A 12,924-nucleotide genomic window follows, 5' to 3' on the forward strand; every position below is an offset into this window, starting at 1 on the left:
GCCCCCGCCCCCGCCTCCTCCGCCCCCGCCGGCGTATGAAGCCCGGCAGTTCATCGTCTACTTCCCGTTCGATCAGTACGTCCTGACGCCGGAAGCCCAGACGGTGGTTTCGGAAGCTGCGAATTACGCCAACGGCGGCCGGGCGACCCAAGTGGTTGTCGTCGGTCACACCGACTCTTCCGGTTCGCCGGCCTACAACGTCCGCCTGTCGGAACGTCGGGCCAAGGCCGTGGCTGACGCGCTCGTCGGTCAAGGCGTCGGCGCCGGCTCGCTGCAAGTCGATTGGAAGGGCGAAACCATGCTCGCCGTTCCCACCGGCGACGGCGTGAAAGAACCTCTGAACCGCCGTTCGACGATCGACATCAACTTCTAAGATATCGATCTCGGCAGTTCGCCGAACTAAGCGAGGGGCCCGGTCGCAAGACCGGGCCCCTTTGCTATGGGGCTTGCGCCGCCCGCGCCGTCGCGGTCAATTTTCCGCGCCCGCCTTGTGTTTTCCGCAACAATTTCGCATTTTCTGCCCGAAGTTGAGGGCCGGACATGTCTTGGGGCGATCTCGATCAGGATAAATTTGTTGATGAGCGCGCGGCGGTCGCCGCCCTGCTCGCCAGCCGGCCTCTGAGCACTGAAGACCGGGAAGAGGTTCGCCAGGAGGCCGAGGCCCTGGTCCGCTTCGCCCGCAAGGGGGCAGCCAAGCAGGGGGTGGTGGAGAGCTTCCTGCAGGAGTTCTCGCTGTCCACCCGCGAGGGCCTGGCGCTGATGTGCCTTGCCGAAGCCCTGCTGCGCACCCCTGACGAGGAGACCCGCGACCGGCTGATCGCCGAGAAGATCGCCTCGGCGGACTGGGCCAGCCACCTGGGGCGGTCCGACAGCCTGCTGGTCAACGCATCGACCTGGAGTCTGATGCTTACGGGCAAGCTGATCGATCCCGACGAGGAAGCCCGCGCCGACCTTCCGGGCTTCATTCGCCGGCTGGCCGGCCGCCTGGGCGAGCCGGTCATCCGTCAGGCCGTGGGCGCCGCGGTCCGCATCATGGGTGAGCAGTTCGTCCTGGGGCGGACCATAGACCAGGCCATCAAGCGGGCGGCGGCCGACGGCTTCGTCTGCTCCTTCGACATGCTGGGGGAGGGGGCCCGCACCGCCGCCGACGCCGACAAGTACGAGAAAGCCTATGCCGACGCTCTGACCGTCGTGGGCCGCCGCGCCAAGGGCGAGGGTCCGGAGGCCGGCCACGGGGTCTCGGTGAAGCTCTCGGCCCTGTCGCCGCGCTATGAGGCGCGGCAGGAAGACCGGGTCTGGGCCGATCTCTATCCCCGCATCCTGCGGCTGGCAAAGATCGCCGCCGCCGCCAACATCAACCTGACCCTGGACGCCGAGGAGGCCGACCGTCTGGTCCTGTCCCTGAAGCTGCTGGAGCGCCTCGCGGCCGAACCGGAGCTGGGAACCTGGAAGGGCCTTGGCCTGGCGGTCCAGGCCTATCAGAAGCGAGCCCCCAAGACCGTCGCCGCCGTGGCCGACATCGCACGGTCCACCGGCCGGCGGCTGATGGTTCGCCTAGTAAAGGGCGCCTACTGGGATTCGGAGATCAAGCGCGCCCAGGTCGGTGGCCTGCCCGGCTATCCCGTCTACACCACCAAGGCGGCCACAGACCTCTCGTACCTGGCCTGCGCCCGGGTGCTGCTGGCCGCGGCTCCGGCGCTCTATCCGCAGTTCGCCACCCACAACGCCCACACCTTGGCCGCCGTGCGCCAGATGGCGCGGCAGGCCAATGTGGAGCCGGAGTTCCAGCGCCTGCATGGCATGGGCGAGGCGCTCTATGCCGGGGCCGTGGCCCGCTATGGCCCGATGAAACTGCGGGTCTATGCGCCGGTTGGCGGGCACGAGGAGCTGTTGCCCTATCTGGTGCGCCGTCTGCTGGAGAACGGGGCGAACACCTCCTTCGTCCACGCCCTGCTGGATGAGAAGACCCCGGTGGCGCTGGTGGTGGGCGATCCGATTGGCGCGGTGGAGGCCGCCGGCGGCGCGCCGCACCCGCGCATTCCTCTGCCGGTCGACCTCTATGGCTCGGCGCGCAAGAACTCGACCGGGGTGGACCTCTCCATCGCCGCCGACCGCGATCGGCTCACCGCCGCCGTCGCCAACCTCGCCTTCCTCACCGCCCGTCCGATCGTGGCCGGCAAGGAGACCGGGACCGGGGCCAGCGCGCCGCGCACCTCGCCTGGCGACCGTGGGCGGACGATTGGCCAGGCCTGGGACGCCGGGGAGGAGGATATCGGCCAGGCCTTCTCCACGGCCAAGGCGGCCCAGCCTGGCTGGGACGCCCGAGGCGGTCACGGTCGGGCCCAGATCCTGCGCGGGATGGCCGACGCGCTGGAGGACGATCGCGACCGGCTGATCGCCATCTGCACGCTGGAGGCCGGCAAGACCTATGGCGACGGCGCCGCCGAGGTTCGCGAGGCCGCCGACTTCTGCCGCTACTACGCCCACCTGGCTGAACGCCAGTTCTCAGGGCCCGAGACCCTCAAGGGCCCCGTGGGGGAGGTGAATCAGCTTTCCCTGCACGGAAGGGGGGTCTTCGCTTGCATCAGCCCTTGGAACTTCCCGCTGGCCATCTTCACCGGCCAGATCGCCGCGGCCCTGGCCGCCGGCAACGCCGTGGTGGCCAAGCCCGCCGAGCAGACCCCGCTGATCGCCGCCGAGGCCGTGCGGCTTTTCCACAAGGCCGGCTTGCCGTTTGATGTGCTCCATCTGCTGCCCGGCGACGGCGGCGTTGTGGGGGCGGCCATTGTCGCCCACCCGACCTGCGCGGGCGTGGCCTTCACTGGAGGCACGGACACCGCCTGGGCCATCAACCGGACGCTGGCCGCCCGACCCGGCGCCATCGTGCCCTTCATCGCCGAGACCGGCGGGCTCAACGCCATGTTCGTCGACACCACCGCCCTGCGTGAACAGGTGATCGACGACGTCATCAACTCCGCCTTCGGATCGGCCGGCCAGCGCTGTTCGGCCCTCCGCATCCTGTTCGCCCCGCGCGAAACGGCCGACCAACTGATCGAGGGCCTCGCCGGGGCCATGGACGCCCTGGTGCTGGGCGATCCCGCCGATCCGTGCACGGACATCGGCCCGGTGATCGATGAGGACGCGCGCGCCGTCCTCGAGGCTCACCTGGCGCGCCTGACCGCGGAGGCCAAGGTCCTGCGCCGGATGACCGCGCCCGGCGCCGGGGTCTTCTTCGCTCCGACCCTGGCGGAAATTCCGTCCTCGGCCTTCCTGCAGAAGGAGGTGTTCGGCCCGGTCCTTCACGTCGTCCGCTACGACGCCGCCGAGCTGGAGGCGGCGGCCGGCCCCCTGGCCGCCGCCGGCTATGGCCTGACGCTGGGGATTCACAGTCGCATTGAGGGCTTCGCCGACCAGGTGCGAGCCGCCGTCCCCGCCGGCAACGCCTATGTGAACCGCTCGATGATCGGCGCCGTGGTGGGGGTCCAGCCGTTCGGCGGAGAGGGCCTGTCGGGAACCGGTCCCAAGGCCGGTGGACCCCACGCCCTGCTGCGCTACGCGGTGGAGCGGGCTGTGAGCGTCAATATCGCGGCCCAGGGGGGCGATCCGGCGCTCCTGAACCTGAGCCCCTGACGCGCGTTTCCCGCCCGAGCCCGTGGGCTGGGGGTACGGAATGACACATCAACAGGCGCTGGCCTTCGGGCTGATTGGCGTGACCATCGGCGCCTTTGTCTGGGGACGCTTCCGCTATGACCTGATCGCACTGGTCTCGCTGCTGGCCGGCGTGCTGCTGGGGGTGGTGCCGGCCAAGAACGCCTTTGATGGCTTCTCGAACGACATCACGGTGATCATCGCCAGCGCCCTGGTGGTGAGCGCCGCCTTCGCGCGGTCGGGGATCATCGAGGCCATGTTGCGGCCGCTGCTGCCGCACCTGAAGACCGAGCGCAGCCAGGTCCCGGTCCTGACCGCCGCCGTCACCCTGCTGTCGACCGCCACCAAGAACGTCGGCGCCCTGGCCATCATGATGCCCGTGGCCCTGCAGGTGGCCCGCCGAACCGGCACCTCTCCCGGACGCCTGCTGATGCCCATGTCGTTCGGCGCCCTGCTGGGGGGCCTGGTCACCCTGGTGGGCACCGCGCCCAACATCATCGTCTCCCAGGTGCGCGAGGACATCCTGGGCAAACCCTTCGGCATGTATGACTACGCCCCCGTGGGACTCGGTCTTGCGGCGTTGGGGGTGCTGTTCCTCTCCTTCGCCTACCGCATGCTGCCCAAGGGCCGCACCCCGGCCACCAATATTGACGCGGCCCTGGCGGCCAACGCCTATTTCACCGAGGTGAAGGTCCCTGAGGACTGGACCTTCGAGAAGAACCGGATCGCCGACTTCCACCAGATGGCCCACGACGAGGTGCGGGTCATGGCGCTGCTGCGGGCCGGAAAGCGCAAGTCCCAGCCGCACCCCAACACCAAGATCCTGCCCGGCGACACCCTGCTGCTGGAGGGTGAGCCCCACGGCCTGGACGACTTGATCACCCGGGCCAAGCTGCGGCTCACCCGAGCAGACAAGCCGCTCTCCATGGAGGAGCCTACCGAGGAGGTCCGAGTCGTGGAGGCGGTCATCGGCGCGGAATCGGGTCTGATCGGTGAGACGGCGCTTCGCTCCGACCTGCACGGCCAGCACGGGGTAAACCTGCTGGCGGTCAGCCGCTCGGGCTTCCGCCTCAGTCAGCACCTCAACCGCGTCCGCCTGAGGGCCGGGGACGTCATCGTCCTGCAGGGCGGCGAGCGCAGCCTTCCCGTCGCGCTAAGGTCGCTGGGCCTGCTGCCCTTGGCCGAGCGGGAGGTGCGCCTGGGTGGCATCCGGCACGCCCTGGCGCCGGCGATCATCCTGGCCGCCGCCATGGTGCTGGTGGCCTTCCAGGTGGTCCCTGTGGCCATCGCCTTCTTCGGCGCCGCGGTGGTGATGATCGCTCTCGGGTCGATCCGCATGCGGGAGGCCTATTCCGCCCTTGATGGTCCGGTCCTGGTGCTGATCGCCGCCCTGATACCGGTGTCGGAGGCGATCCAGACCACCGGCGGGGCGGACCTGATCGGCGGCTGGCTGTCGGCGATGTTCCAGGGCCAGGCGCCGATGCTGGCGCTGGCCGCCATCATGGCCGTGGCTATGGCCGCCACCCCCTTCCTGAACAATGCCGCCACGGTGCTGATCGTCGCGCCGGTGGGCGCCGCGCTCGCGCTCAAGCTGGGGCTGAATCCCGACCCGTTCCTGATGGCGGTGGCGGTGGGCGCGGCCTGCGACTTCCTCACCCCCATCGGCCACCAGTGCAACACCCTGGTGATGGGGCCGGGCGGCTACAGGTTCAGCGACTATCCCCGACTGGGGACGCCGCTGACCCTGTTGGTCCTGGTGGTCGGGACGCCGCTGATCACGCTATTCTGGCCCCTGGTCGGGGGTTAGCCCCAGATCAGGATCCACAGGCCGATGGCGGCGAAGGAGACGGCCGCGGCGATTCGGATCGCCTTCAGCGGCAGCCGCGTGGCCGCAACCTCGCCCAGGAACACCGCCGGCGTATTGGCCAGCATCATGCCGACCGTGGTGCCGGCCGCCACCACGGCAACCTCATGGAACCGCGCGCCGAGCGCCACTGTGGCCACCTGGGTCTTGTCCCCCATCTCCACGAAGAAGAAGGCCACCAGGGTGGTCCAGAAGATCGAGGCGCCGGCCTTCTCGCGCGGCGCGTCCTTGTCCTCGAACTGGTCGGGAATCAGCGCCCAGCCGGCGAAGGCGAGAAAGGCCAGGCCCAGCACCCACTTCATCCAAGGGCCGTCGAAGAAGGTCCCCGCCACAGAACCGATGGCGGCGGCGAGCGCATGGTTGGCGATGGTGGCCACGAAGATTCCCAGCAGGATGGGAACGGGCTTGCGGAACCGCGCGGCCAGCAGGATGGCCAGCAGCTGGGTCTTGTCGCCAATTTCGGCGATGGCCACGAGGCCGGTGGAGACGAGGAAGGCTTCCATTGAGACAGACGTCCTGGGCGGGGTCGGGCACAACCAATGGCTTTCCGCGCCGCCGACCCCGCAAAAGGACAGCACACGAAAGCCAAAGGTCTCGCCAAGCTCAATCGCCGGACGCGCCATGCTCGGGGCGGGAAAACCCTCTGCAAGTCTGTTGACGCGTCCCCTGCTGGAACCGCAGGCGGCTACTCCCCAGTGACATCTTGGGGATAGTTCGGGGGTGGTTTGGGTGCAAGTTGAAACTGCGCGCGCGGCGGGCGAGGTCATTTGTCACACTGTCGTGAGCAATCGTCCCCAGGCGCCTCGGAAAGCCTTGCCGATCAATCGCCGAGAGGCGACGTTAAGACCTCGTTAACGAAAAAGCCTGGGGACGCGTCCATTCCCCCCGTTGACGAGTCATTAGCATCAGCCCCCATATGCTGCGTGTCTGGGGCAGGCGACCACTAGATGTAGGGCTTGCCGTGTTGGGGCGGTTCTAAGACCGAACCGCCTGATAGTTATGGATTTTGGAACATGAGCAGCAGTGAAGCGGTTTTGCGGGCGGTGTCGGAAGCCAGCGCGGCGGCCCCGGAACGGTCCGATCGACCGCAGTTGCAGCTGGTCCGCAAGGTCGAGGTGGACCGCTCGCGCGACGCGCTGCTGACCGACTTCGGCAAGACTACCCTGGAAGACCGCTACCTGCTGCCGGGCGAGTCCTATCAGGACATGTTCGCCCGCGTCGCCACGGCCTATGCCGACGACGCCGACCACGCCCAGCGGGTCTATGACTACATTTCGAACCTCTGGTTCATGCCTTCGACCCCAGTGCTCTCGAACGGCGGCGCCGACCGCGGTCTGCCGATCTCCTGCTTCCTCAACGCGGTCAGCGATTCGCTGGACGGCATCCAGAGTGTCTGGAACGAGAACGTCGCGCTGGCCTCCAACGGCGGCGGCATCGGCACCTACTGGGGCGGTGTCCGCTCCATCGGCGAGAAGGTGAAGGGCGCGGGCCAGACCAGCGGCATCATCCCCTTCATCCGCGTGATGGATAGCCTCACCCTCGCCATCAGCCAGGGGTCCCTGCGACGCGGCTCGGCGGCGGTCTATCTGGACATTCACCACCCGGAGATCGAGGAGTTCCTGGAAATCCGGAAGCCCTCGGGCGACTTCAACCGCAAGTCGCTCAACCTGCACCACGGCATCTCCATCAGCGACGCCTTCATGGAGGCCGTCCGCGACGGTCAACTGTTCGGCCTGCGCTCGCCCAAGACCGGCGAGGTGGTCAAGGAAGTCGACGCCCGTAGCCTCTGGCAGAAGATCCTCGAGATCCGCCTGCAGACTGGCGAGCCCTACCTGATCTTCGCCGACACCGTGAACCGCTCCATGCCGCAGCATCAGCGTGACCTGGGTCTGAAGGTCCGGCAGTCGAACCTGTGCTCGGAGATCATGCTGCATACCGGTCCCGACCACCTGGGCGCCGAACGCACCGCGGTCTGCTGCCTCTCCTCGGTCAACGCCGAGAAGTTCCTGGAATGGCGCGACCACCCGACCTTCATCGAGGACGTCATGCGTTTCCTCGACAACGTCCTGCAGGACTTCATCAACCGCGCCCCGCCGGAAATGAAGAACGCCGTCTACGCCGCCATCCGCGAACGGTCGGTCGGCCTCGGTCTGATGGGCTTCCACACCCTGCTTCAGGCCCAGAACGTGCCCTTCGAGAGCGCGCTGGCCAAGTCCTGGAACATGCGCCTCTTCAAGCACCTGCGCCGTCAGTGCGACGCGGCCTCGCGCACGCTGGCCGCCGAGCGCGGGCCCTGCCCGGACGCCGCCGACATGGGGGTCATGGAGCGCTTCAGCCATAAGCTGGCCATCGCGCCGACCGCCTCGATCTCGATCATCTGCGGCGGCACCAGCGCCGGCATCGAGCCGATCCCGGCCAACATCTACAGCCACAAGACCCTGTCCGGGACCTTCGCGGTGAAGAACCCCTACCTGGAGCGTCTGCTTGAGGAAAAGGGCCAGAACACCGCCGCCGTCTGGGACTCGATCCTGGAGAACGAGGGCTCGGTCCAGCATCTGGAGTTCCTCAGCCAGGACGACAAGGACGTCTACAAGACCGCCTTCGAGCTGGATCAGCGCTGGGTGATCGAACTGGCCGCCGACCGCACGCCCGATATCTGCCAGTCGCAGTCGGTGAACATCTTCCTGGCCGGCGACGTCGACAAGTGGGACCTGCACATGCTGCACTGGCAGGCCTGGGAGCGCGGCTGCAAGTCGCTCTACTACATGCGCTCCAAGTCGGTTCAGCGCGCGGCCCACGCCGGTGGCGAAGGGCAGTTCATGGTCGAGGCGGGGCCTTCGGAAAAGACAGACTACGACGAGTGCCTCGCCTGCCAGTAGAACCCTGGCGCCAAACTCGGGTAGCTGCGTTATCCCTAAGGCAATAGCGGCGCAGCGCCTCTGGGGTGGGTATGCGGTTTCTGAGCGTGACGGCTGTGACGATCGGGTGTGCGGCGACCACCGCCGCGCTCGGCGCCGCTGTCTTCCCCGCGCCGCACGTCGAAACCTCCCCCGGTGACCAGGTCTTCCAGCAGAACTGGCAGGACCTGAGGGCGGCTGTCTTCGCCAGGACCGACGCCGTCGTCGCCGATTTCAGCGCGGCCGCCCCGCCGGCGGCCACGGTCGACCGGCCCTCGGTGGAGGCCGGGCTTGAACCGGCCTTCAGCCAGCCGGCCTATACCGGCACGACGCTCGATCGCACCAATGCGCTGGCCTCGGAGACCTATGTGCCGGGCGAGGGGGTCGCCCGTTGGAAGGTGACCGAGGTGGCCTTCGTTCGTCCGGCCCTGGGCGCCGTCGACGCCTTGCGGATCTCCGTCGGCCAGATCGCCCGCACCCCCGGCGCCTTGCCGCCCCGGCCGGGACAGGCTGTGGCCGCTGACACCGGCGCCTATGCGGTCAGCTATACCCGTGGCTGGCCGAACCTGTGGGCGGTGGAGGCCGGAGAGTTCGATGTGGACTTCACCCCCCACGCCGGGGTGGGCATCTCCAACGCCGGCGGCGAGGCCGAGGCCGGCGCCGTGGTCCGCCTGCGCAAGAAGGCCGAGGGGTGGGCCAACAGTCTGGGCGTCCGCGACGGCGCCCGGTTCGGCGACCAGGGACGGTGGTATCTGTTCGCCGCCGCCAGCGGCCGGGCGGTGGGCCTCAATCTCCAGCGCACCAACGGCGACTGGGGCAATCGCGGGCTATCCACCGACACGTCCAGCGCCTTGATCAACGATATCCAGGCGGGCGTTGGCTGGCGCAAGGGCTCCGTGCAGGCGTCCCTGGCCTGGATGCGGCGCAAGGTGAAGGCGGCGCACACCCTCATGGGGTGGGATCACCGCGACGACTCGATGGTGGCGGTCACCGTATCCGTCAAGCCGAGACGCTGATCTTGCAGGGAAAACCTCAACCCCCAAGGGTGCGGCGGTTAAGCACGGGAACCGAATTTCCCGTTGCGCCCTTCTCAAGGCGTGGAAGGATGTCGCCAGGCCGTACGCTTGGCGACGCGACAAGGGGAGTAGGCCTCATGAGGTGGATGGCTGGGCTGGCCACCGTCTTCGGGATTTGCGGCGGGATGGGCGCATCAAGCGCCTTTGCGCAGTCGATCCCTCTCACCCTGGATTCCGGCGCGGCGCAACTGATGAGCGCGGCCTTCGACGGCAAGGTCTTTTCGCCCCGGGCCGACTCTGACGACCCCATCGCCAATCTGTTGGAGCGCGAAACCTATGGGCCGGCGGGTCCCGTGCGCTGGGACAATAGCAAGGTCACCCTAGGGGATAACGGAGCGGCGGTTGATTCGCTCAGGCTCTCGGTGGGCGGAACCCTGCGCGCGCCGGCCGGCCTGCCGATCAATGTCGATCGCGCCGAGTTCCAGGCCCAGGCCTATGAAATCGCCGTCACCCGCGACTGGCCCGACGCAGTCAGCTTCGCCACCGAACGCTATGACGTGTCGCTGTCGCCTCACGCCGGCCTTGGCATGTCCAGCGCCGGCGGCTCGGCGGAGGCCGGGGCCATGCTCACCCTGGGACAGAAGGCCTCCGACAGCCTGAAGTCCAGCCTGGGCGCCATGGGAGTCCGCGATGGCGCGGCCTTCGGCAATGAGGGACGCTGGTATCTGTTCGCCGCCGCCAGCGGCCGGGCCGTGGGCCTGAACATGCAGCGCAACAACGGCGACTGGAACGGCGCCGGCTGGTCCACTGACCCCTCCAGCGCCCTGATCGGCGACGCCCAGCTCGGGGTCGGCTGGCGCAAGGGCTCAATGCAGACCTCCTTCGGCTACATCCACCGCGAGGTGAAGGGCCAGCACATGGTCTGGGGCCAGGAAACCAAGGACGATTCGATGGTCGCCTTCTCGCTCTCCATCAAGCCCCGGCACTGAGCCGCAAGGCTAGCCCTCCCAGCCTTCATGGAAGCCCATCCGGTCCTTCCACAGGGCGTGCAGCCGCGGGTCGATGTCCACGCGGCGCACCACATCCCCCATCTTCGGCGCCACCTCGTAGAACCGCTTCCGGCGCGGCCGGAAGCGTGTGACGACGGTGACATAGAGATCGAGCACGCTCAGCTCATCGCCCAGGATGTAGCGGCCCGGCTCCACCTGACTGTCCATGATCCCCCAGCAGTCGGCGATGCGGTTCAGCACGCGCGCTTCCAGGGCCGCGTGGCCGGCCGGGTCGGGGACAAGGCGCGAGGGATCGTCCTTCACCCAGTAGAGCGAGTAGATCGCCGAGGAGACGAAGATCATCCAGCGCAGGAACTGGGCCCGCTTCGGGTCCTCCGGCGCCGGCGCCAGGCGTGAGGCGGGATGCCGGTCGGCCAGGTAGATGAGAATCGCCGCGCTCTCGGTGATCACCTCGCCGGTCGGCGACACCAGGGTCGGCACCTGACGCATGGGATTGGCCGCCAGCACCTGGTCGCCGCTCGCCTTGTCGTCTGGGTCGAAGGTGTAGGCGTCGATCAGGGTGTAGGGGATTTCCAGCAGCTTCAGCGCGGCCTCAACGGGAACCGCGCCGGAGCCCCGCGCGCCATAGAGTGTGAGGCCCATCGTCATAGGTTCATCCCCATGCAATTCACAACATCTTGGGTGCCTGCGTTAACTCGCCGCTAGATGTTGTCGTGGATCGATGGCTAAAGTTAACCCGATAACCGCCCGTCCGTCGATTCCGCCTTGCTGGAAAGTCCGCCCGTGACCGCCTCGAAAATCGCTCTGCCCGGCCTGCTCACCCCGTCCTACGCCTACAAGCCGTTCCGCTATCCGTGGGCCTACGAGTTCTGGAAGAAGCAGCAGCAGGTCCACTGGATGCCCGAGGAAGTTCCGCTCGGCGAGGACTGCAAGGACTGGGCGACCAAGCTCAATGACCGCGAGCGCAACCTGCTCACCCAGATCTTCCGCTTCTTCACCCAGTCGGACGTCGAAGTGAACGACAACTACATGGAGCGCTATTCCCGCGTCTTCAAACCGACCGAAGTGAAGATGATGATGTCGGCTTTCTCCAACATGGAGACGATCCACATCGCGGCCTACGCCCTGCTGCTCGAAACCATCGGCATGCCCGACAGCGAGTTCACCGCCTTCCTGGATTACCAGGAGATGCGCGACAAGCATGACTACATGCAGCAGTTCGGGGTCGAGACGAACGCCGACATCGCCCGGACGCTCGCCATGTTCGGCGGCTTCACCGAGGGCCTGCAGCTGTTCGCCAGCTTCGCCATGCTGATGAATTTCCCGCGCCACAACAAGATGAAGGGCATGGGCCAGATCGTCTCCTGGTCGGTGCGCGACGAGAGCCTGCACTGCGAGGGGATCATCAAGCTCTACCACGCCTTCAACGCCGAGACCGGCGTGGTCACCAAGTCCGTGGCCGACGACATCATCGACTGCTGCAAGACGGTGGTGGGCCTGGAGGACAAGTTCATCGACCTGGCCTTCAGCGCCGGCGAGGTCCAGGGCATGACCCCGGAAGACATCAAGGCCTATATCCGCTTCATCGCCGACTGGCGCCTGCGCCAGCTGCACCTGCCCGAGGTGTTTGGGGGGGTGAAGGAAAACCCGCTGCCCTGGCTGCAGTCCATGCTCTCGGGGGTCGAGCACGCCAACTTCTTCGAGGCCCGCTCGACGGAATATTCCAAGGCCGCCACCAAGGGCCAATGGCACGGAGACGCCGGCGTCTGGGCCGAGTTCGACCGTAGCCTGTCGCGTCGCAGCGAGAACGTCCCGGCGGAGTAGGGCTCAGGCGGGCCTGACCACGGCGACGTGCAGCCAGGTCCGCTCTTCCTGCTCATAGCTGTGGCCCACGCCCTGGCGGATCGCTAACGCCGCCCAAGGCCCAGCGTCGCCGTAGGCGGCCCGCAGCTCTGCCTCCGACGGGAAGTTGAAATAGCGCCCCAGGGTGTCGCGGCCCCCGCCGTCTCCGGCCTTGTAGCTCGCATGGAAGACCCCGCCCGGCTTCAGGGCGCGGCGCACGCGGGCCAGCACCCGGGCCAGGCCCGCCGTCGGCACATGCAGCAGCGAGGCGTTGGCCCAGACCCCGTCGAAGGACGCTTCGTCCTCGAGGTCCTCAAACAGCTGCACCCGGACCGGGCGCCCCAGCCTTGCCTGGGCGATCCGCGCCAATCCCGCCGATCCGTCGAGGGGCGTCACCTCGAACCCCTCGGCCAGCATAACCTCGCTGTCCTGGCCGCCCCCGCAGCCGAGGTCGAGCACGCGGGCGCCGGCGGGCAGGGCCGCCAGGAAGTCGATGAGACGCGGCGAGGCCTTGGGCAACCGCCGACCGGCATAGGCCTCAGCCTCGCGGTCATAGAAAGCCAGGGTCTGGAGGTCATGGGCTTCGTCGGCCATCGCTTGTGCTTCTCCCCCTATGGATCGACCTTGCCATCTTGGCCGTTCAGGCC

The 12,924-nt window shown here is 67.7% G+C and carries 10 protein-coding genes and 1 riboswitch; of the genes, 7 read left to right on the forward strand and 3 right to left on the reverse strand.

The window, feature by feature from the left end:
- The 3 genes from Q7J39_RS08995 to Q7J39_RS09005 all read left to right on the forward strand — a co-directional run.
- Positions 1-373, forward strand: a 373-nt coding sequence (locus tag Q7J39_RS08995) for an OmpA family protein (protein ID WP_304823139.1), incomplete at its 5' end; no start/stop codon positions are given.
- A gap of 167 nt (positions 374-540) precedes the next feature.
- Positions 541-3,630 carry a bifunctional proline dehydrogenase/L-glutamate gamma-semialdehyde dehydrogenase PutA gene (gene putA, locus Q7J39_RS09000; RefSeq protein ID WP_304823142.1) on the forward strand — a complete coding sequence of 1,030 codons (3,090 nt, stop codon included), beginning with the start codon at positions 541-543 and terminating at the stop codon, positions 3,628-3,630.
- A 40-nt stretch (positions 3,631-3,670) separates the two neighbouring features.
- Entirely contained in the window at positions 3,671-5,455 is a 1,785-nt protein-coding gene (locus Q7J39_RS09005; RefSeq protein ID WP_304823145.1) for an SLC13 family permease, read from the forward strand.
- On the opposite strand, the gene Q7J39_RS09010 is transcribed toward Q7J39_RS09005, so the two are convergent.
- The gene (locus Q7J39_RS09010) at positions 5,452-6,015 is read right to left on the reverse strand and encodes a TMEM165/GDT1 family protein (RefSeq protein ID WP_304823147.1); all 564 of its coding nucleotides are present in this window, start codon (positions 6,013-6,015) and stop codon (positions 5,452-5,454) included. The genes Q7J39_RS09005 and Q7J39_RS09010 overlap by 4 nt on opposite strands.
- 17 nt (positions 6,016-6,032) lie before the next feature.
- Positions 6,033-6,218: riboswitch (yybP-ykoY riboswitch) on the reverse strand.
- Between the two features lie 307 nt (positions 6,219-6,525).
- On the opposite strand from Q7J39_RS09010, the gene Q7J39_RS09015 reads away from it, so the two are divergent.
- From Q7J39_RS09015 to Q7J39_RS09025, 3 genes are all read left to right on the forward strand, one after another.
- Positions 6,526-8,391 carry a ribonucleoside-diphosphate reductase subunit alpha gene (locus Q7J39_RS09015; RefSeq protein ID WP_304823150.1) on the forward strand — a complete coding sequence of 622 codons (1,866 nt, stop codon included), beginning with the start codon at positions 6,526-6,528 and terminating at the stop codon, positions 8,389-8,391.
- A gap of 71 nt (positions 8,392-8,462) precedes the next feature.
- The gene (locus Q7J39_RS09020) at positions 8,463-9,425 is read left to right on the forward strand and encodes a lipid A-modifier LpxR family protein (protein ID WP_304823153.1); all 963 of its coding nucleotides are present in this window, start codon (positions 8,463-8,465) and stop codon (positions 9,423-9,425) included.
- A gap of 137 nt (positions 9,426-9,562) precedes the next feature.
- A complete protein-coding gene (locus Q7J39_RS09025) occupies positions 9,563-10,414 on the forward strand; it encodes a lipid A-modifier LpxR family protein (protein ID WP_304823156.1) in 852 nt (283 codons plus the stop codon).
- Positions 10,415-10,423: 9 nt separating this feature from the next.
- Here Q7J39_RS09025 and Q7J39_RS09030 read toward each other — a convergent pair whose 3' ends face one another.
- The gene (locus Q7J39_RS09030) at positions 10,424-11,083 is read right to left on the reverse strand and encodes a glutathione S-transferase family protein (protein WP_304823159.1); all 660 of its coding nucleotides are present in this window, start codon (positions 11,081-11,083) and stop codon (positions 10,424-10,426) included.
- Positions 11,084-11,218: 135 nt separating this feature from the next.
- Between Q7J39_RS09030 and Q7J39_RS09035 the strand changes: the two genes are divergently transcribed.
- Positions 11,219-12,259, forward strand: coding sequence for a ribonucleotide-diphosphate reductase subunit beta (locus Q7J39_RS09035; protein WP_304823161.1), 1,041 nt, complete (start codon positions 11,219-11,221; stop codon positions 12,257-12,259).
- A gap of 3 nt (positions 12,260-12,262) precedes the next feature.
- On the opposite strand, the gene Q7J39_RS09040 is transcribed toward Q7J39_RS09035, so the two are convergent.
- Positions 12,263-12,871: a bifunctional 2-polyprenyl-6-hydroxyphenol methylase/3-demethylubiquinol 3-O-methyltransferase UbiG gene (locus Q7J39_RS09040; protein WP_304823164.1), complete on the reverse strand. Its 609-nt coding sequence runs from the start codon at positions 12,869-12,871 to the stop codon at positions 12,263-12,265.
- Positions 12,872-12,924: the final 53 nt, after the last annotated feature.

Origin of the sequence: Phenylobacterium sp. (genome assembly GCF_030651185.1) — a bacterium.
Classification (GTDB): Bacteria; Pseudomonadota; Alphaproteobacteria; order Caulobacterales; family Caulobacteraceae; genus Phenylobacterium.

Bases quoted from the DNA above. Each gene is read 5' to 3' on its own strand.
- putA (WP_304823142.1), top strand. From the start codon at position 541: ATGTCTTGGGGCGATCTCGATCAGGATAAATTTGTTGATGAGCGCGCG.
- Q7J39_RS09005 (WP_304823145.1), top strand. From the start codon at position 3,671: ATGACACATCAACAGGCGCTGGCCTTCGGGCTGATTGGCGTGACCATC.
- Q7J39_RS09010 (WP_304823147.1), bottom strand. From the start codon at position 6,015: ATGGAAGCCTTCCTCGTCTCCACCGGCCTCGTGGCCATCGCCGAAATT.
- Q7J39_RS09015 (WP_304823150.1), top strand. From the start codon at position 6,526: ATGAGCAGCAGTGAAGCGGTTTTGCGGGCGGTGTCGGAAGCCAGCGCG.
- Q7J39_RS09020 (WP_304823153.1), top strand. From the start codon at position 8,463: ATGCGGTTTCTGAGCGTGACGGCTGTGACGATCGGGTGTGCGGCGACC.
- Q7J39_RS09025 (WP_304823156.1), top strand. From the start codon at position 9,563: ATGAGGTGGATGGCTGGGCTGGCCACCGTCTTCGGGATTTGCGGCGGG.
- Q7J39_RS09030 (WP_304823159.1), bottom strand. From the start codon at position 11,083: ATGACGATGGGCCTCACACTCTATGGCGCGCGGGGCTCCGGCGCGGTT.
- Q7J39_RS09040 (WP_304823164.1), bottom strand. From the start codon at position 12,871: ATGGCCGACGAAGCCCATGACCTCCAGACCCTGGCTTTCTATGACCGC.